16 protein-coding genes are annotated in these 19246 nt (G+C 40.5%); 7 read left to right on the top strand and 9 right to left on the bottom strand.

Going from position 1 to position 19246, the window contains the following annotated elements; all coding sequences use genetic code 11:
- Positions 1-43 precede the first annotated feature (43 nt).
- Both speF and potE read left to right on the top strand, forming a co-directional pair.
- Positions 44-2206: an ornithine decarboxylase SpeF gene (gene speF / locus ACLS0A_RS06975; RefSeq protein ID WP_416082850.1), complete on the top strand. Its 2163-nt coding sequence runs from the start codon at positions 44-46 to the stop codon at positions 2204-2206.
- Positions 2207-2258: 52 nt separating this feature from the next.
- Positions 2259-3581 carry a putrescine-ornithine antiporter gene (potE, locus tag ACLS0A_RS06970; RefSeq protein ID WP_416082849.1) on the top strand — a complete coding sequence of 441 codons (1323 nt, stop codon included), beginning with the start codon at positions 2259-2261 and terminating at the stop codon, positions 3579-3581.
- A gap of 132 nt (positions 3582-3713) precedes the next feature.
- Here the strand turns inward: potE and ACLS0A_RS06965 are convergent, their stop codons facing one another.
- A complete protein-coding gene (locus tag ACLS0A_RS06965; RefSeq protein ID WP_416082862.1) occupies positions 3714-5054 on the bottom strand; it encodes an L-cystine transporter in 1341 nt (446 codons plus the stop codon).
- A 196-nt stretch (positions 5055-5250) separates the two neighbouring features.
- Here ACLS0A_RS06965 and ACLS0A_RS06960 point away from each other — a divergent pair, with 196 nt between their 5' ends.
- Complete coding sequence (locus ACLS0A_RS06960; RefSeq protein ID WP_416082848.1) at positions 5251-6831, top strand: AbgT family transporter; 1581 nt, start codon at positions 5251-5253, stop codon at positions 6829-6831.
- A gap of 62 nt (positions 6832-6893) precedes the next feature.
- On the opposite strand, the gene sixA is transcribed toward ACLS0A_RS06960, so the two are convergent.
- The 3 genes from sixA to folP all read right to left on the bottom strand — a co-directional run bounded on the left by sixA (position 6894) and on the right by folP (position 9666).
- Complete coding sequence (gene sixA / locus ACLS0A_RS06955) at positions 6894-7361, bottom strand: phosphohistidine phosphatase SixA (RefSeq protein WP_416082847.1); 468 nt, start codon at positions 7359-7361, stop codon at positions 6894-6896.
- A gap of 92 nt (positions 7362-7453) precedes the next feature.
- On the bottom strand, positions 7454-8788 hold the full coding sequence (gene glmM / locus ACLS0A_RS06950; RefSeq protein ID WP_115249614.1) for a phosphoglucosamine mutase: 1335 nt from the start codon (positions 8786-8788) through the stop codon (positions 7454-7456).
- Positions 8789-8841: 53 nt separating this feature from the next.
- Positions 8842-9666: a dihydropteroate synthase gene (gene folP, locus ACLS0A_RS06945; protein ID WP_416082846.1), complete on the bottom strand. Its 825-nt coding sequence runs from the start codon at positions 9664-9666 to the stop codon at positions 8842-8844.
- 130 nt (positions 9667-9796) lie between these two features.
- Here folP and ACLS0A_RS06940 point away from each other — a divergent pair, with 130 nt between their 5' ends.
- Entirely contained in the window at positions 9797-10687 is an 891-nt protein-coding gene (locus tag ACLS0A_RS06940) for a DUF3298 and DUF4163 domain-containing protein (RefSeq protein WP_416082845.1), read from the top strand.
- Between the two features lie 218 nt (positions 10688-10905).
- On the opposite strand, the gene grxD is transcribed toward ACLS0A_RS06940, so the two are convergent.
- The 5 genes from grxD to ompA form a co-directional block, all read right to left on the bottom strand.
- On the bottom strand, positions 10906-11238 hold the full coding sequence (gene grxD, locus ACLS0A_RS06935) for a Grx4 family monothiol glutaredoxin (protein WP_103853017.1): 333 nt from the start codon (positions 11236-11238) through the stop codon (positions 10906-10908).
- A gap of 83 nt (positions 11239-11321) precedes the next feature.
- Positions 11322-12110, bottom strand: coding sequence for a TPM domain-containing protein (locus ACLS0A_RS06930; protein WP_416082844.1), 789 nt, complete (start codon positions 12108-12110; stop codon positions 11322-11324).
- Positions 12103-12546 carry a TPM domain-containing protein gene (locus ACLS0A_RS06925; RefSeq protein WP_416082843.1) on the bottom strand — a complete coding sequence of 148 codons (444 nt, stop codon included), beginning with the start codon at positions 12544-12546 and terminating at the stop codon, positions 12103-12105. Before ACLS0A_RS06925 ends, ACLS0A_RS06930 begins: the two co-directional genes overlap by 8 nt.
- Before the next feature lie 12 nt (positions 12547-12558).
- Positions 12559-13140, bottom strand: coding sequence for a LemA family protein (locus ACLS0A_RS06920; RefSeq protein WP_103853020.1), 582 nt, complete (start codon positions 13138-13140; stop codon positions 12559-12561).
- 95 nt (positions 13141-13235) lie between these two features.
- Positions 13236-14267: a porin OmpA gene (gene ompA / locus ACLS0A_RS06915; protein WP_416082842.1), complete on the bottom strand. Its 1032-nt coding sequence runs from the start codon at positions 14265-14267 to the stop codon at positions 13236-13238.
- Between the two features lie 481 nt (positions 14268-14748).
- Here ompA and ydiJ point away from each other — a divergent pair, with 481 nt between their 5' ends.
- Genes ydiJ through hemH form a run of 3 tightly spaced genes read left to right on the top strand, consistent with a single transcriptional unit; the run spans position 14749 to position 19238 of the window.
- Entirely contained in the window at positions 14749-17844 is a 3096-nt protein-coding gene (gene ydiJ, locus ACLS0A_RS06910; protein ID WP_416082861.1) for a D-2-hydroxyglutarate dehydrogenase YdiJ, read from the top strand.
- Positions 17845-17853: 9 nt separating this feature from the next.
- Positions 17854-18273 (top strand): hotdog fold thioesterase, encoded by a 420-nt coding sequence (locus ACLS0A_RS06905; protein ID WP_416082841.1) that lies wholly within the window; start codon positions 17854-17856, stop codon positions 18271-18273.
- Complete coding sequence (hemH, locus tag ACLS0A_RS06900; RefSeq protein WP_416082840.1) at positions 18270-19238, top strand: ferrochelatase; 969 nt, start codon at positions 18270-18272, stop codon at positions 19236-19238. Before ACLS0A_RS06905 ends, hemH begins: the two co-directional genes overlap by 4 nt.
- The last annotated feature ends 8 nt before the right edge of the window (positions 19239-19246 follow it).

Below are 19246 nucleotides of genomic sequence, written 5' to 3'. Positions count from 1 at the left end.
TTTCAAGGGGATTCTTTGCCTAAAATTACACAAGGATTTTATTATGTCAATTTTAAAAATCGCATATAGCAAAGATGTTGAGCAGTATTTTTCAACACAAAGAGAACTAGTGTTAATTGAAAACACTGATTTTACAGATGTTGGTGCAATTGTACTTACTACAGATGATATTGAACAATATATTGATGAAATATTAGCAACTGAGTTTAATATTCCTGTTTTTGTTGTTTTACACGAAAATCAGAAACTTAATCCTAAATATTTCGATAAAGTCTTCCATATCCAGGATTTAAACAGCTATGACATTCATCTTTATAGCAGACAAATAGAAACTTCAGCAAAACTCTATGAAGAGAAAATGCTTCCTCCTTTCTTCAAAATGCTAAGTGAGTATGTAGAAATGGGGAATATTGCCTTTGACTGTCCTGGACACCAAGGTGGTCAATACTATCGGAAACATCCCGCTGGTCGTTTCTTATATGATTTCTATGGTGAAAACATTTTCCGTTCAGATATTTGTAATGCTGACGTAAAACTAGGTGATTTGCTTATCCACGAAGGTGCAGCTTGTGATGCACAAAAACACGCTGCTCAAGTATTCAACGCTGATAAAACATACTTTGTATTAAATGGAACATCTGCTTCCAATAAAGTGGTGTTAAATGCCCTACTTTCACCAGGTGATCTGGTGTTATTTGATAGAAACAATCACAAGTCTGTTCACCATGGAGCCTTAGTTCAAGCTGGTGCTACACCAATTTATCTAGAAACGGCACGAAATCCATTTGGTTTTATTGGAGGAATTGATAGTCACTGCTTTGATGAGGATTACCTAAAATCTCTGATAAAAGAAACCGCACCAGAAAAATTATCTCAGTCTCGCCCATTCCGCTTAGCCGTTATTCAATTAGGTACTTATGACGGAACAATTTATAACGCACGTCAAGTTGTCGATAAAATTGGTCATCTTTGTGATTATATTTTGTTTGACTCTGCTTGGGTTGGCTATGAACAGTTCATTCCAATGATGAAAGATAGTTCACCATTACTACTTGAACTCAACGAAAATGATCCGGGTATTTTTGTTACTCAATCTGTACATAAGCAACAAGCTGGTTTTTCACAAGCATCACAAATTCACAAAAAAGATAAGCATATCAAAGGACAAGCTCGTTATGTAAATCATAAACGACTAAATAACGCTTTTATGCTACATGCTTCAACAAGTCCATTTTATCCTCTATTTGCAAGTTTGGATGTGAACGCCCAAATTCAAGGTAGCGCTGCTGGGCGCAAGCTATGGCATGATTGTGTCAAGGTTGGTATAGAAGCAAGAAAAATGATTCTCAACAACTGTGATCTTATTCGTCCATTTATTCCAACGATGATTAATGGTAAAAAATGGCAAGATTACAATACTGAAGAGATTGCAACTAATCTTGAATTCTTTAAATTCCACGCTCACGATACTTGGCATAAATTTGAAGGTTATGCAGAAGATCAATACTTCGTTGATCCTTGCAAGCTTCTCCTAACCACGCCCGGTATTAGCCTTGCAAATGGTGAGTATGAATCTTTCGGAATTCCTGCCACTATTCTTGCGAACTATTTGCGAGAAAATGGCATTATCCCTGAAAAATGCGATTTAAACTCTATTTTATTCCTTCTTACTCCAGCAGAAACTCTCACAAAAATGCAAACATTGGTTGCACAAATCGCATTATTTGAAAAACACATTAAGCAAAATTCGTTACTCAAAGACGTACTACCTACTGTGTACAAAAATAATGAAGAACGCTACCAAGGTTACACGATTCATCAGCTTTGTCAGGAGATGCACGATCTCTATGTTAGCCGTAACGTAAAACAGCTACAAAAAGCACTTTTCCGTAAAGCAACATTACCTGAATACGCTCTCAATCCACAAGCCGCGAACATTGAATTTATTCGTAATAATGTCGAGCTTGTCCCTCTAACCAATATTGTTGGTCGAATTGCCGCAGAAGGGGCACTCCCTTACCCACCAGGCGTATTGTGCGTAGTACCAGGAGAAAAATGGAGCACTACGGCACAACAATATTTTCTCGCTTTAGAAGAAGGCATTAATACACTTCCAGGATTTGCACCAGAGATCCAAGGGGTTTATCTCCAAAAAGATCCTGATGGACGCACTCGGGCTTACGGATATGTATTAACTAACCACTAAATAGAAATAGAAAGTGCGGTGAAATTTCACTGCACTTTCTAAGGAGTAAATTATGAGTACTAAAAATAACAAAATTGGTGTACTTCAGCTCACTATCTTAACAATGGTAAATATGATGGGATCAGGAATTATTATGCTCCCTACAAAATTAGCTGAAATCGGAACAATTTCAATTGTCTCTTGGCTTGTAACCGCGGTTGGCTCAACTGCATTAGCTTATGCTTTTGCACAATGTGGTATGTTTAGTAAAAAATCTGGTGGTATGGGAGGATATGCAGAATATTCTTTCGGTAAAGCTGGAAATTTTATGGCTAATTACACCTATGGCGTATCGCTTGTTATTGCAAATACCGCCATTGCAATCTCTGCTGTAGGCTATGGTTCTGAATTATTTGGCGTAAGCCTATCTCCTGTGAGCATTGCTTTATGGACAATTTTCACACTATGGCTTGCTACCTCGCTAAATTTCGGAGGTCCAAGAATCACAGGGAATATCAGTTCATTCACTATTTGGGGAGTGATTATCCCTGTTGTAGGAATTAGTATTATTGGTTGGTATTGGTTCGATGGTTCAATGTATGTAAATTCTTGGAATCCACATCATGTTCCAACATTTGAAGCCATTAGTGTATCTATTTCAATGACCTTATGGGCGTTTCTGGGTTTAGAATCGGCTTGTGCAAATACTGATGTCGTAGAAAATCCAGAGAAAAATGTTCCTATTGCTGTATTAGGTGGAACACTTGGCGCTGCCGTAATTTATATCGTATCAACCAATGTTATTGCTGGCATAGTGCCAAACTTAGAACTCGCTAATTCTACAGCGCCATTTGGATTAGCTTTTGCACATATGTTTAATGAAACGACAGGAAAAATCATTATGGGATTAATGGTATTATCTTGTTTTGGTTCATTATTGGGCTGGCAATTTACTATAGCTCAAGTATTTAAATCTTCTGCAGAAGAAGGGTACTTCCCTGCTTTCTTCAAAAAAGTTACCGATAAAAATGCCCCAATTATTGGAATGGTAACAATCACTGCAATTCAAACACTACTCGCATTTATGACTATTAGTCCATCATTAAATAAACAATTTAATGTGTTAGTCGATCTTGCTGTAGTTACCAATGTTATTCCATACTTATTATCTATGGCTGCACTTGGTGTACTCTTAAGATCTGCTAATGTTTCAACCAATAAATATAAAATTACTATTTTTGTTGCTTTCATTGGTTCACTGTATAGCATTTATGCGCTCTATGCAGCAGGAGAACAAGCTATGCTATATGGCTCAATCGTAACTTTTGTTGGTTGGACTCTTTATGGATTTGTATCCTATAAATTTGATTTCTCTATGATGAGCAAAGCGAAATGATCTAGTAGCAGAAAAATACTAAAAATCAAAAGGCTAACTTAAAAGATAAAAATCTAAAAGCTAGCCTTTATTATTTTTATATAGAATCTGAAAAAACTTTCTAAAAAACCACCGCACTTATATTTTGCAGAATTAAGATTTGCGCAGAATTCTGCTTGAAACCACACCGGCGGTCATTGCACCGTTTACGTTTAGGGCGGTGCGTCCCATATCAATTAGCGGTTCAATGGAAATGAGTAAGCCGACTAATGCGAGCGGTAAGCCCATTGTGGAAAGCACGATGATCGCAGCAAAGGTTGCTCCGCCGCCCACACCAGCAATGCCAAAGGAAGAAAGGGTTACTACTAATACGAGGGTCAGCAAAAAGTCTAAGGACATTGGATCAATCCCCACCGTTGGCGCTACCATTACGGCGAGCATTGCAGGATAAATCCCTGCACAGCCGTTTTGTCCGATTGTCGCCCCAAAAGATGCAGCAAAATTGGCAATGGCTGAAGGCACGTTCAATTTTGATACTTGGGTTTCAATATTCATTGGAATTGTCGCCGCACTTGAACGTGAAGTGAATGCAAACAGCAAAGTCGGAAAGGCTTGTTGATAATAACGAATTGGATTCACTTTCACCAAAGAAAGTAAAATACCGTGTACCACAAACATTAAGAAAATAGCTAAATAAGATGCCACGATAAAACCGAGCAAATTAAGAATATCTGCAAGATTTGAAGTGGCAACCACTTTTGTCATCAATGCCAATACGCCATAAGGGGTAAGACGAATCACCACGCGAACAAGGCTCATCACTAATTTATTCAAACTTTCCACCCCTTGCGATAAGCGATTGGCAAGTTCTTCATTGTCTTGACGAATGCGCAAAATCGCCACGCCTAAAAACGCTGCAAAAATCACCACGCTGATAATAGAAGTTGGGTTTGCGCCAGTGAGTTCAGCAAAAGGATTTTTCGGAATAAAAGAAAGCAACATTGTCGGCACATTCAAGCCTGCCACTTTTTCTGCTCGACCAAGCACGCGATCTTGCGCGGCAAGCTCACGATCGCCTGCCACTAGCCCTTCGGCAGAAAGATCAAATAAATTTGCCATTGTAATCCCAATCACCGCTGCGATTGCCGTTGTGATGAGCAGGACAGAAAGTACGCTAACACTGATCTTGCCCAGTGAACTTGCACCTTGCAAGCGTGCCACTGCAGAGAGAATCGATACAAAAACCAGCGGCATTACAATCATTTGCAGCAATCTTACATAACCACTGCCGACAATGCCAATCCAGTTTAAGGTTTCTTTTATCACAGGGGCATTGCTGTCATAAAGAAAATGCAATGCGCCACCAAACAATCCCCCTAAAATTAACGCCAAAAACACGCTATGCGATAGCGTGTGATTTCGGTTAAAGTACCATTTCACGCCGATTAATAAAGCAATAAATATGACTAAATTAATCGTAATATAGCTCCACATCATTGTTGCTCCTTATGTTTATTGCAAATCTTTGATCCTAAGTTTTCACATAATACTGGCTTTTTCTTATTTCTTTCAATAAAAATTTTGCTATATCTTATGCAATTTTAATCTATCGTAAGGCTAGCTTTTTGAGAAAAAAGCATTAAAGTTATAGATGTTTACTTTTTATTAACAACTAACAATGAGGTGAACGATGACATCATTAAAAAGCCCAGCACAAACACCACAAAAGGGAAGCAAGTTTCTGCGCACCATAGAATGGCTTGGTAATGCACTTCCCCACCCTGTAACCCTCTTTATTATTCTTATTGCTTTACTTCTTATTTCTTCTGCTTTAGGCGAATATTTTGGACTTTCCGCCCTTGATCCACGTCCCGAGGGGGCAAAAGGTCGTAGCCCTGATGGAGTCATTTATGCAGTCAGTTTACTTAATCAAGAAGGCTTGATAAAAATCCTTACCAATTTAGTGAAGAATTTTACAAGCTTCGCACCGTTGGGAACAGTGCTTGTAGCAATGCTCGGTGTGGGGATTGCAGAAAAATCTGGTTTAATTTCTGCCGCAATGCGTTTAGTGGTATTAAAAGCACCACGCAAACTCACCACACTTGCAGTCGTGTTCGCGGGGATTATGTCGAATATGGCGGCAGAATTAGGCTATCTTGTGCTAATTCCTCTTTCAGCCATTATTTTCCATTCTCTTGGTCGCCACCCACTTGCAGGTTTAGCCGCCGCTTTTGCAGGGGTATCTGGTGGTTATTCGGCGAATTTATTACTCGGCACAATCGATCCACTACTGGCTGGGATCACACAACAAGCTGCACAAATTATCGATCCAAGCTATGTCGTTGGCGCTGAAGCAAACTGGTATTTTATGTGTGCGAGTACCTTTGTGATCGCGATTATCGGCTATATTATTACTGAGAAAATCGTAGAACCACAGTTAGGTGAATACACAGGTTCACTCAGCCAAGAAGAATTGGCTCAACAGCGCTCCGCCGAAGTGTCTCCTTTGGAACGCAAAGGGCTTGTCTTCGCTGGGCTAACGTTTTTACTACTTAGTGCATTACTTGCTCTTAGCGTTGTACCAGAAAATGGTATTTTGCGTAACCCAAGCACAGGGCTAATCACAGGATCACCATTCTTAAAATCTATCGTGGTATTTATTTTCTTACTCTTTGCAATCCCCGGCATTGTTTATGGCGTGGTAGTAAAATCTATCCGTAGCGACAAAGATGTGGTCAATGCAATGGCAGAAATAATGAGCACCCTAGGGCTATATTTGGTTATTATTTTCTTCGCCGCTCAATTTATTGCTTTCTTCAGCTGGACAAATATTGGACAAATTATTGCTGTAAAAGGGGCGACATTGCTCAAAGATCTCGGTTTACACGGCGGGCTATTATTTATTGGCTTTATTGTAATCTGTGCTTTTATTAATTTAATGATCGGCTCTGCCTCGGCACAATGGGCAGTTACCGCCCCAATTTTCGTTCCTATGCTAATGCTGGCAGGCTATGCCCCTGAAGTGATTCAAGGTGCGTATCGCATTGGCGATTCCGTAACCAATATTATTACGCCAATGATGAGCTATTTCGGACTAATTATGGCAACAGTGATCAAATACAAGAAAGATGCGGGCGTAGGCACAATGGTATCAATGATGTTGCCTTATTCTGTTGCATTCTTAATTGCGTGGTCAGGGCTATTCTTTGTTTGGGTGTTTGTCCTTGGCTTGCCTGTTGGCCCGGGTTCAGCAACCTATTACACGCCATAAGAATAAACCAATAAAACAAAAAGTGCGGTCTTTTCTACCGCACTTTTTTCTTCTTCAATATGCTATTTAGGATAATTGACTCTTTCCACTTTCCCCATTTTTTCTGCGCAATGTATTTCTATTTCTACAAGGGTGGCAGGGTAAAAATTCGTAGGATTTCGACCGCACAATTCGCGCACAATATCCCCCACCAAAGGCAAATGGGAAATAATCAGCAAGGTTTCTACACCTTCTTCAGCTAGCACATTCAAATAATCTCGCACTAATCCTGCATCACCATAAGGAGTGATGGCATCCCAGGTTTCTAACTTCGATTGCATTTGATTTTGGAACGCTAAATTAATTTGCTCAAAGGTTTGTTGCGCGCGCAAATAAGGACTAGCTAGCACTTTATCAAGATCGGCATTAATAGAATGTAACCATTGTCCTTGTTGATAGGATTGCTGTTTACCATTTTCTGTGAGCGGTCTTGCACTGTCTGATGGGGCGATGGTTTGTGCCTCGCCGTGTCGCATTACAAAAATTTTCATATCACTACTCTATTTTTAATGAAAAGCAACAAATTAATGAGAAGAAAAGAAGCGAAAAATTCGCTTCTTTTACACCGCACTTTTCAATTTATTTAGTTTACACGCACCGCTTCAGCGATTTCTTCTGCACATTGTTGTGCAAGCGCGCCGTCTTCGCATTCCACCATCACACGAATTAGCGGCTCGGTGCCTGATTTTCTTAATAAAATACGCCCTTTGCCCGCTAAGCGTTTTTCCACTTCTGCGGCTACGGCTTTCACTTGTTCGCTTTCTAATGGATTGCTGCCACCTGCGAAACGAACATTAATTAACACTTGTGGGAATAACTGCACCGCACTAGCTAATTCATTAAGGGATAAGCGATGTTCTACCATTGCCGCTAACACTGCAAGGGACGCAATAATGCCGTCCCCTGTGGTGTTTTTATCAGCAATAATAATATGCCCTGAGTTTTCACCACCAAGCTGCCAGCCTTTTTCTTGCATTTGTTCTAACACATAACGATCGCCCACATTAGCACGCACAAATGGGATCGCTAATTCTTTTAAGGCAAGTTCAAGACGCATATTACTCATTAATGTGCCAACCACACCGCCTTTTAGTTTGCCTGCACGCAAGGCTTCACGAGCGATGATAAATAAAGCTTGGTCGCCGTCCACTTTATTACCAAGATGATCCACTAAGATTAAGCGATCACCATCACCATCATAAGCTAAACCAATATCAGCTTTAGTTTCTAACACTTTGTCTTGTAAGGCTTTAATGTCGGTCGCGCCACATTTTTCATTGATGTTCATTCCATTTGGTTGCGTGCCGATTTCAATCACTTCTGCGCCTAATTCACGCATTACATTCGGGGCAATATGGTAGGTTGCGCCATTTGCGCAGTCCACCACAATTTTGTAATTTTCTAGGCTTAAATGAGCTGGGAAGGTGCTTTTACAAAATTCAATGTAACGCCCTGCCGCATCGTTAATACGGCTAGCACGCCCAAGTTGTGCGGATTCCACACAATCCATTGGCTGTTCTAACATTGCTTCAATGGCTTCTTCCACATCATCAGGCAATTTTGTACCTTGTGTGGAGAAAAATTTGATCCCGTTATCATAATAAGGATTATGAGAAGCGGAAATCACAATGCCCGCTTCTGCACGGAAAGTGCGGGTTAAATAAGCAATGGCAGGGGTTGGCATTGGCCCAGTAAAGGCAGCTGAAAGCCCTGCTGCGGCTAAACCTGCTTCAAGGGCAGATTCCAACATATAGCCCGAAATGCGGGTATCTTTACCAATTAACACTGTGCCGTAACCCTGCGTTGCTAGCACTTTTCCTGCTGCCCAACCAAGTTTAAGGACGAAATCAGGGGTAATCGGTGAAGTGCCTACTTTTCCACGCACACCATCAGTGCCGAAATATTTGCGTTCTGCCATTTGTATTCCTTTTTATGTTTTATCGTTAAAAATCATTACGTTGATTGACGTTATTATGCCATTTGCGTGGCTTGCCAAATTTTTAATGCGTCTGCGGTGGGGGCAACATCGTGTACACGCACAATTTTCGCACCATTGTTCACTGCAATTAATGCGGCGGCAACACTGCCCACAATACGCTCATCAACAGGTTTATCTAACACGGCGCCAATCATTGATTTACGCGAGATGCCTGCCAATACAGGATAATCTTGGGTAAATTTTGCTAGCTGTTGCAATAATTGATAATTATGTTGCACGGTTTTACCAAAGCCAAAACCCAGATCCCAAATAATGTTTTCCTTTTTCATTCCCGCTGCTAAACAAAGTGCGGTGCGATTTTCGAGAAAATTTAGCACCTCTTGCACCACATTTTCATAATGAGGATTTTGTTGCATTGTGCGTGGCTGCCCTTGCATATGCATTATGCAGGTGGGCAAGGCTAATTGCACGGCGGTTTGTAGCGCATTGGGTTCAGTTAAAGCACGAATATCATTAATGAAATCCATTCCAACTTTGGCACTTTCCGCCATTACTTGCGCCTTAGAAGTATCCACGGAAATCCAACAATCAAAGCGTTTTCTCACGGCTTCCACCATTGGCACAACACGATCTAATTCTTGCTCAAGGCTGACTTCTTGTGCCATTGGGCGCGTGGATTCACCACCAATATCGATAATAGTAGCCCCTTCGTTAAGCATTTTTTCCACTTGAAATAAGGCTTTATCACGGTCAAAAAACAAACCGCTATCAGAAAAAGAATCTGGCGTGAAATTTAAAATCCCCATAATTTGGGGTTGAGCTAGGGAAAGGGTTTTATTATTGGCTTGTAACTTCATAATCTTTTGTTTTGCATCAAAGTGCGGTCAATTATAGCGAAATATTTGTGCAAACAAAATATAAACATTTTGTCGCGCTGAAATCATAATTCACTTATACTGACGAGCAAATAACCAAGAGGAAATCAAAATGAACAAAACAGTTTTAGCTTTAAGTTTTAGTGCGATTTTTTTACTGTCTGCTTGTGATGATAAACAAGTGGCTGAATTACAACAAAAATTGCAACAAGCTGAAAAAATGCAACAGAGCCAACAGCAAGAAATTAACCAATTACAAAATGAGCTGAATGCACAGAAATCCTTATTCCCTGCATTGCAAGTGGAAATTTCTCCGATCTTCCAAAAAGAAGAAACATTAACCCTAAAAAACGCTGAGAGCACAGCAACCATCAAGGTTTCAGTAAGTATGCCTGAAACCCATATTGAATGGCTTGACGAATTGCTTCGCCAATATTGGGGGCGATACATTCAATATGAAAAAGGGAATGAAGAACCAAAGCTCACCGCTATCACTCAAGATCAACTGAAAAAATCCCTTGAACAAATTTATCAAGAATATCGTGAGGAAATTTTAACCGAGGGTACAATTGGAAAAGATTTTTCTATTTCGCCCTACTATTTAGGACAACGCCAAAACTGGCTTGGATTCAGAGTGAGTATCTATAACTATGGCGGTGGTGCTCACGGATTTAATATGAGCCATTATCTTAATGTTGATGTACAGCAAAAGAGCCTGATTACCCTTGAAAAATTAGTTGCACAAGAAAACCAAGCCGCACTACTTGATGCCTTATGGAAAATTTACACTCAAGATCTCGCCAAAGGGGAAGAACCTTTTACCTCTCGCGATCTGTTCTATATTTCACCTGAGTTTTATTTTGATCAAGAAGGCGTTCATTTTGTCTATCCACCTTATGCCCTTAATTCTTATGCTGAAGGAGAAAGAACGTTGGATTTATATTGGGGGCAAACAGAAATTGATCTACTCAATCCTGAATATGTGAAACCTTGGCTTAAATAAAATAGGAAATAAAAAAAGTGCCTCATTAGAGGCACACTCGGAAAGCAAAATATGACCATCAGGCTATTAAAATAGCACTTGTTATGGCATAAATAATACGCAAGTCATTTTCAATAAGCAAAGAGTAATATTCAAATTTGTGAAGTAATTCACGGTTTTACCCAATAAAAAATTAATCTAAAAAAAACCGCACTTATATAAGTGCGGTGTAAATTTCATTAATTTTCTTCTTTATGACGCGCTGCAACTTCAGCTAATAAAGTTTGTAATTCACCTTGTTGATACATTTCTAAAATAATATCACAACCGCCAATTAGCTCACCCTCTACCCATAATTGTGGGAAGGTTGGCCAGTTTGCATAAGCGGGTAGCTCTGCACGAATATCAGGATTTTGCAAAATATCCACATAGCCAAAAGGCACTTTACAATTCATTAGGGCTTCTACCGCTCTTGCAGAGAACCCGCAAGAAGGGAATTTCGGTGAGCCTTTCATATAAATAAGAATAGGGTTTTCAGCAATTTGTTTTTTAATACGTTCTAAGGTTTCCATAATTATCCTCGTTTTGAATTAAGTGGGCTGATTGTAGCATAAGGGGCTTGAGATACCAATAACCCGAGTATAATAATCAGGTATTACCAACTTCCGCCAGCACCACCGCCACCGAAGCCACCGCCGCCAAAGCCTCCGCCAGAACCGCCACCAAAACCACCAAAGCCGCCGCCAGAGCCAAAGCCTCCACCAAATCCACCGCTACGGCGTCTGCGAACAGGGGGCTGGCGGAAAATTTGTCCATTGTGATTATTAGTAGGGCTGATATAAGGCGTTCTACGCCAACTTAGTTCGCCAAACAGTACAAATAAGACAAAAATACTGATCATTATGATTGGAATATATTGTGTCCAATCATCATCTTCTGTTTGAGCCGCGTCATATTCCCCTTTGCTTGCGGCAATGATGTAATCCAATCCACGATCAATACCTAGCATATAATGCCCTTGCTTAAAGGCTGGCGTAATCACATTGCGTATCACTCGAGAAAGAAAAGCATCAGGCAACGCACCCTCAAGCCCCTGTCCTGTGGCAATAAAAATCTTGCGATCATTTATGGCGATCAACATTAATACGCCATTATTAAGCTGTTTACGGCCAATTCCCCATTTATCACCCAACTCAAAGCTATATTGTGCAATATCATAATTCCCTGTGGTTGGAATTAACACCACCGCAATTTGCGAGCTGGTTTCTTTAGAATAAGCAATGAGCTTATTTTCCAAAAGCTGTTTTTCCGATGGAGTGAGCGTTTTGGTATAGTCATTCACATAATGAAAAGGATTAGGCGGTGGTGGGAAATTGACCGCGCTTGCACTTAGACTCAAAAAAACAAGCAACAAAACGACCGCACTTTTCATTAGCTTAATCATTAATAATCACCTCATTATCAAGCTCATTACGATCATTTGGCTGAATAGGAAAATATTGCGCCAAAACTTGAGCAATATTATCAATAATATTGACAACGCCTTCAGTATAAACCTTTTGGCTAAAATGATTTGTCATTTCAGTGCATTGCGCTTGCCAAAAGTTTTCCCCGACATACTGATGAATGCCTTCATCACCAATAATGCCACATTGGTGATCCTTATAGGCAATGTAGATCAACACGCCATTACGCGCCTCTGTGGCTGTCATTTCTAACTTCTGGAAAACAGATAAAGCTTGTTCAAGGACTGAGTTTGATGACTTTGGAATGTGGCGTTCAATATAAACGCGCAACTCTGCCGAAGTTTGTTGTTCGAGGCGAACAATTGCCGCCTCGATTTGCTTTTTATCAAAAGAGATTCTTGAAAATAGCGCCATAATAGACTGCTCTTAGTTAAAACTTACAACAGGCGCGTTTTCAGATCCTACTGCAGATTTGAAGTAAGGCTTTTCTTTGAAACCAAAAATCATCGCCGCTAATTTTGTTGGGAACTGACGAATTTTTTGGTTATATTCGCGAGCCGCTTCATTAAATTTATCACGCGCCACATTAATGCGATTTTCCGTGCCTTCTAATTGTGCTTGTAAATTCATAAAGCCTTCGTGCGCTTTAAGATCTGGATATTTTTCTACAGTAACTAACAGGCGAGATAAGGCAGATCCCACAGAATTTTGTTGTTGTTGGAATTGTGCAAGCTGTTCTTCTGTCATATTGCTTGGATCAATTTTTGTTTGGCTCGCTTTTGCACGGGCTTCCATTACACCTGTTAAAGTTTCTTTTTCAAAATTAGCCTGACCTTTTACGGTATTCACGATGTTTGGAATGAGATCTGCACGGCGTTGGTATTGCGATTCAACATTTGCCCATACGGAATCAATTTTTTCTTCCGCTTGCACTAAACCATTGTAGCTTGTCATTAGTGTGAAACCTGCGATCACAGCCACGATTAGCACAATAATCCACTTTTTCATTTTCTTTTCCTTAACGATAAAATGACGAGATAACAAAAGACCTAAACTTTCGTTTAGGTCTTTTTTCATAAACTTATCAAAGTATTAACGAAAAATTATTCGTTACCTTTAACAGCGATTTCTACGCGACGGTCATCAGCTAAACAAGCGATTAATGCTTTACGACCTTTAACTGCGTCACATTTAGTGCCAGTTACTGGGTTAGCTTCACCGTAACCTGTTGCAGAGATAGCGTTTTGAGAAACACCTTTAGATACTAAGTAGTTAGCAACAGTTTCTGCACGACGTTGTGATAATTTTAAGTTAGATGCTTCTGAACCGATACGGTCAGTGTAACCAGCTACTGCAACGTTTGCAGATTTTAATTGAGCGATTTCACCGTAGATACCATCTAATGTGCTTTGTGCTTCTGGACGTAAGTTAGATTTACCGAATGCGAAAGTTACATCAGAGCTTAACGCAAAAGTTTTAGAAACAACTTTAGGCGCTACAACTGGTGCACCTTGACCGAAACGGTAAGATAAACCTGCGCTTACAGAACCGATGTTTGGAGTGTAATCTACACGCTCACCGTTTTGCTCTAAACGACCAACACCGTTAACCCATTGATATTCAACGCGTAATGCTAACTCTGGTAATGATGGAAGGTTATATTCTAAACCACCAGCAAATACTGGAGATACTTTTAAGCTGTGCGCATCTTCACCAAGAAGAGTTGTTGTACCTTTCTTATTTTTGTAGTCAGAACGGATTAATGCCGCGCCTACACGACCATAAACATCTAAACCTTCTAATACTGGGTAGCTTGCTTTTAAGCTTAAGTGTGCACCGTGGTTAGTATGTTTAGCAACTGTTTTACCAGCTTTACGAAGTTTAGCACGACCAAAGTCATCGTAACCTAACTCAACAGCGAAGTTATCAGTGATTTGGTAACCACCGAATACACCGTAAGTTACAGAGTTACGTAAATAACCATAACCTGTGCCTTCTAATTGACCGTAACCATCGTGGAAAGATGCCCAACCAGCTTTAGCACCAGCATAGAAAGTATTTGCTTGTGGTGCAGCTTGTGCTACTGATGCAGCAGTTAAACCAGCGATAGCTAATGCGATTGCAGTTTTTTTCATTTGGATGATCCTCTATTTAGTCATCAATAAATTTAAAATGAAAGTTTCATTTAGTATCAGTTGCCAAATGAAACCTAAACACAATAATGTGTGTACGTTGATCTTAAACTTTTTTTACAAAAAAACAAACTTTTTTTATAAAATGAACCCATAGTTTATGGCTAAGTTTAATCTTATAAGTATTTAGAGAACGATATTTTCTCTATTCCTACTTTGCTTTTACGTCAATCTAATCAGATCGGACCTATTCAAAGCGAATATATTATCAGCTTGAAAAAATAGAAAATCAAACGATTTTTCTCTTTTTAGCTCAAAATTCATACAAACACTTACTGTTTCAGATTATTTTTTAAGCAGAAATAGATCTATTTTCTCGTTTCACCTTACCGAAAAAACAAATTTGATCCCTTTCTTTCGATGAAAGGATCGTAACAATATGCTAAAATCTGCTCATTCTGTTAATCATTATATGAGTAATAAAATGCTACCACGTCTATCTGATATTCCACAGCTTTCACCTTTAGTTTCTGATTATTTAGCAGAACTTAAACGCCAACATTTTGCGGGCGATATTGCTTCAAGCTATGCGGATCGCTTAAGTCTTGCAACGGATAACAGTGTTTATCAGCAACTGCCACAAGCCATTTTATTCCCTAAGGATACGGCAGATGTGGTTCGCCTCACTAAACTAGCTCAAAAAGAAAAATACCTTTCGCTCACCTTTACCCCACGCAGTGGCGGTACAGGCACCAATGGACAAGCCTTAAATAATAATATTATTGTGGATCTTTCGCGTTATATGACGAAAATTCTTGAACTCAATGTGCAAGAGCGTTGGGTAAAAGTGCAAGCAGGCGTAGTAAAAGATCAACTGAACCAATTTTTGAAACCTTATGGGTTGTTTTTCTCGCCCGAATTATCCACCAGCAACCGCGCGACCCTAGGTGGAATGATCAATACCGATGCCTCAGGGCAAGGTTCATTACGTTATGGCAAAACCTCCGATCACGTTTTAGGTTTGCGTGCCGTCTTAATCGATGGCGAAGTGATTGACACCCACGTGCTGAAAACCACAGATTTCGAGCAATCATTACAGCAACAACCGCTTTCTCAGCGCAGCCGTCATTTGCATCAAGAAATTTTCCAGCGTTGCCAACAAAAACGCCCTGAAATCTTGCGTGATTTGCCACAACTTAATCGCTTTTTAACCGGTTACGATCTCAAAAATGTATTTAATAATGATGAATCAGAATTTAACCTTTCACGCATTTTAACAGGTTCAGAAGGCTCACTTGCGTTTATTTGTGAAGCAACTTTAGATCTCACGCCAATCCCACAATATCGCACATTAATTAATATAAAATACCGCTCTTTTGATGCCGCGTTACGTAACGCCCCTTTTATGCTCAAAGCGAATGCCCTTTCAGTGGAAACCGTGGATAGCAAAGTGCTAAATCTCGCCAAACAAGACATCATTTGGCACTCCGTGAGCGATCTACTTACTGAAGATCAAGAAAACCCAATTCTTGGCTTGAATATTGTGGAATATGCTGGCAACAGCAAAGCCCTGATTGAAAAACAAGTAGCACAACTTTGCGCACAGCTTGATGAAAAAATTGCGCAAAATCAAGATGATATTATCGGCTATCAAGTTTGCAGTGATTTGCCTTCCATTGAGCGTATTTATGCGATGCGTAAAAAAGCCGTGGGCTTACTGGGGAATGCGAAAGGTGCGGCTAAGCCCATTCCTTTTGTGGAAGACACCTGCGTACCACCTGAACATCTTGCCGATTACATCAGTGAATTTCGTGCGCTGCTTGATGCCCATCACTTAGAATACGGAATGTTTGGCCACGTTGATGCGGGCGTGCTACACGTTCGCCCCGCCCTTGATTTATGCGACAAAGAACAAGTGAAACTGTTTAAAGAAATTTCCGATCAAGTGGCCGATCTAACGCACAAGTACGGCGGACTGATTTGGGGCGAACACGGCAAAGGGATGCGCTCGCAATATGGCGAAACCTTTTTCACGCCTGAATTATGGCAAGAACTGCGTTACATCAAAACTCTGTTCGATCCGCAAAATCGCCTAAATCCGGGCAAAATTTGCACCGCACTTGACAGCGAACAAGCGCTTTACTCTATCCTATCACCAATGCGCGCGGATCAAGATCGCCAAATTCCAATTCAAATGAAAGCAGAATTTTCTGGCGCAATGAACTGCAACGGCAATGGTTTATGCTTTAATTTTGATGTAAACAGCACAATGTGTCCTTCAATGAAGGTGAGCAAAAATCGCTTATTTTCACCGAAAGGACGTGCCGCGATGGTGCGTGAATGGCTGCGTTTGCTCGCAAATCAAAATATTTCTGCCGATCAGTTAGATTTTCGCCAAAGCCAAATGAAACTCAGCGATTTTGTGGCTAAAATTCGCCATAGCCTGCAAAAAGCGCGTGGCGAATATGATTTTTCTCACGAAGTGAAAGCCGCAATGGACACCTGTCTTTCGTGCAAAGCCTGTGCAAGCCAATGTCCGATAAAAATTGATGTGCCGAGCTTCCGTGCCAAGTTCTTGCATTTTTATCATCAACGTTATGCTCGCCCAATCAAAGATTATGTAGTGTCAAATGTGGAACTGGTTGCGGCTTATATGGCAAAAGCGCCGAAATTTTTTAACTTTTTTACTGCGGCTAAAATTACCCAACCGCTGGCACAAAAAGCCTTAGGAATGGTGGATTTGCCTTTATTAAGCCAACCGAATTTGCAACAGCAATTAGTCGCCCTTAACTATCAAGGTTTGAATTTAGAACAGCTAGAAAACTTAAGCGAAACGGAAAAGCAAAATATGCTGCTTATCGTACAAGATCCTTTCACGTCTTATTATGATGCCAAAGTGGTAGCAGATTTTGTCGCACTAACGCAAAAACTCGGCTATCGCCCTATTTTATTGCCGTTCAAGCCCAATGGCAAAGCACAACATATCAAAGGTTTCCTCACTCGCTTTGCTAAAACGGCGAAAAATCAAGCTGCGTTTTTAAATCGAATGTCGAAGTTAGACATTCCTTTAGTGGGGGTCGATCCTGCTATTGTGCTGTCTTACCGTGATGAATATCGTGAAATTTTAGGTGCGGAACGTGGCGATTTCCAAGTGCTTACCGCCCATCAATGGCTAAAAAATCAACTCCATTCTGAGCAATTCGCACAGGGAATAAAAAATTCACAAAAAAACCACCGCACTTTACCAGAAGAGCAACAATGGCATTTATTCCCCCATTGTACTGAATCCACAGGGCTACCAAATAGTCCTAAAGAATGGCAAGAAATCTTTGCTGCCTTTGGACAACCATTACAAGTGGAAACCGTGGGCTGCTGTGGAATGGCTGGTACATTCGGCCACGAAACACAACATCTTGCAATGTCGAAAGCCATTTATGCCAGCTCGTGGGAGAAAAAACTGGCAGGCAAAAATCCTGATTATTGCCTTGCCACAGGCTATTCTTGTCGTAGCCAAGTAAAACGGTTTGAAAAATGGCAGCTAAAGCACCCAGTACAAGCCCTATTAACTTTACTTAACTAGAATAAAACAATGAAAATTTGGAAAAAACACTTTACATTAGAACAACTTAATCAATTTAATGCACATTGTGCTGTAGCACATTTAGGCATTCAATTTAGCGCTCAAGGGGAGGATTGGTTAGAAGCCACAATGCCTGTCGATCAACGCACCACTCAACCAATGGGTTTTTTACACGGCGGAATTTCTGCGGCATTGGCGGAAACTGTTGCATCAATGGCAGGATTTTGTTGCGTGGAAGAAAAGCAAGCGGTGGTTGGATTAGAAATTAACGCAAGCCATCTTCGCCCTGTGCGTGAAGGTGTGGTAACTGCCAAAGCTACCCCTATTCGCTTAGGCAAAACCATCCAATTTTGGCAAATTGACATTAAAGATCAAGCCGATAAACTATGTTGCTTTGCAAAACTCACATTAAGCGTGGTAAATCAATGAACAAACAGAAAATCGGCGTAATTCTTGCTAATTTAGGCACGCCAGACGCTCCAGAACCCAAAGCCCTTTCACGCTATTTATGGCAATTTCTCACCGATCCACGCGTGGTAGATCTTCCCCGCTGGCAATGGTGGCCGCTACTAAAGTGCGTGATTTTGCCTCGCCGTTCCAGACGTGTGGCAGAAACCTACCGCAGTGTTTGGACAGAACAAGGCTCACCATTATTGGTGATTTCTAAACAGCAACAGCAGAAGTTACAACAGTATTTCGATCAACAAGGAATTAACGCCCTTGTGGAAATTGGAATGACTTATGGTAATCCTTCAATGCAAAGTGCGGTGGAAAATTTACTCAAAAATCAAGTGGATAAAATCATTGTGCTACCGCTTTATCCGCAATACAGCAGCACCACAACGGCAGCAGTATTGGATTGCTTTGCCCAATCATTAAAATCCATTCGTAGGCTAGTGCCGTTTGAGTTTATCCATTCTTATCATCTTGATGAACAATATATTGATGCACTCGTGCAATCCATCAAAGCTAAAATGAAACCCGATGAATTTCTGCTCTTTTCTTATCACGGTATTCCATTACGTTATGAGCAAGAAGGGGATTATTATCGCGAGCATTGTAAACAAACCACCATCGCAGTGGTAGATCGCCTTGGATTAAAAGAAAACCAATGGCAACTTTGCTTTCAATCCCGTTTCGGTCGTGAAGAATGGCTGCAGCCTTATACGGATCATTTTTTACAAAATGCCACAAAAAACCAAGGCATTGAAAAAATCGCCGTCATCTGCCCTGGTTTCTCTGCCGATTGTTTAGAAACGTTGGAAGAAATTGAAGTAGAAAACCGCGACATTTTCCTGCATAACGGAGGAAAATCTTTCCAATATATCCCTGCCCTTAACGCAGAACCCGCCCATATTGAAATGATGGCGGAATTAATTAAGAAGAAAATATAGAAAAAATG

The sequence above is a fragment of the Avibacterium volantium genome (assembly GCF_049366555.1).
Classification (GTDB): domain Bacteria; phylum Pseudomonadota; class Gammaproteobacteria; order Enterobacterales; family Pasteurellaceae; genus Avibacterium; species Avibacterium volantium_A.
This window is presented reverse-complemented; position numbering and strand designations above follow the sequence as displayed.

What these genes read in the sequence shown, in the direction of transcription:
- sixA (WP_416082847.1), bottom strand. Translation starts at nt 7,361, where the DNA reads ATGAAAATTTTTGTAATGCGACACGGCGAGGCACAAACCATCGCCCCA.
- glmM (WP_115249614.1), bottom strand. Translation starts at nt 8,788, where the DNA reads ATGGCAGAACGCAAATATTTCGGCACTGATGGTGTGCGTGGAAAAGTA.
- ACLS0A_RS06940 (WP_416082845.1), top strand. Translation starts at nt 9,797, where the DNA reads ATGAACAAAACAGTTTTAGCTTTAAGTTTTAGTGCGATTTTTTTACTG.
- potE (WP_416082849.1), top strand. Translation starts at nt 2,259, where the DNA reads ATGAGTACTAAAAATAACAAAATTGGTGTACTTCAGCTCACTATCTTA.
- ACLS0A_RS06930 (WP_416082844.1), bottom strand. Translation starts at nt 12,110, where the DNA reads ATGATTAAGCTAATGAAAAGTGCGGTCGTTTTGTTGCTTGTTTTTTTG.
- ACLS0A_RS06925 (WP_416082843.1), bottom strand. Translation starts at nt 12,546, where the DNA reads ATGGCGCTATTTTCAAGAATCTCTTTTGATAAAAAGCAAATCGAGGCG.
- ACLS0A_RS06905 (WP_416082841.1), top strand. Translation starts at nt 17,854, where the DNA reads ATGAAAATTTGGAAAAAACACTTTACATTAGAACAACTTAATCAATTT.
- ompA (WP_416082842.1), bottom strand. Translation starts at nt 14,267, where the DNA reads ATGAAAAAAACTGCAATCGCATTAGCTATCGCTGGTTTAACTGCTGCA.
- ACLS0A_RS06920 (WP_103853020.1), bottom strand. Translation starts at nt 13,140, where the DNA reads ATGAAAAAGTGGATTATTGTGCTAATCGTGGCTGTGATCGCAGGTTTC.
- hemH (WP_416082840.1), top strand. Translation starts at nt 18,270, where the DNA reads ATGAACAAACAGAAAATCGGCGTAATTCTTGCTAATTTAGGCACGCCA.
- folP (WP_416082846.1), bottom strand. Translation starts at nt 9,666, where the DNA reads ATGAAGTTACAAGCCAATAATAAAACCCTTTCCCTAGCTCAACCCCAA.
- ACLS0A_RS06965 (WP_416082862.1), bottom strand. Translation starts at nt 5,054, where the DNA reads ATGTGGAGCTATATTACGATTAATTTAGTCATATTTATTGCTTTATTA.
- ydiJ (WP_416082861.1), top strand. Translation starts at nt 14,749, where the DNA reads ATGCTACCACGTCTATCTGATATTCCACAGCTTTCACCTTTAGTTTCT.
- ACLS0A_RS06960 (WP_416082848.1), top strand. Translation starts at nt 5,251, where the DNA reads ATGACATCATTAAAAAGCCCAGCACAAACACCACAAAAGGGAAGCAAG.
- grxD (WP_103853017.1), bottom strand. Translation starts at nt 11,238, where the DNA reads ATGGAAACCTTAGAACGTATTAAAAAACAAATTGCTGAAAACCCTATT.
- speF (WP_416082850.1), top strand. Translation starts at nt 44, where the DNA reads ATGTCAATTTTAAAAATCGCATATAGCAAAGATGTTGAGCAGTATTTT.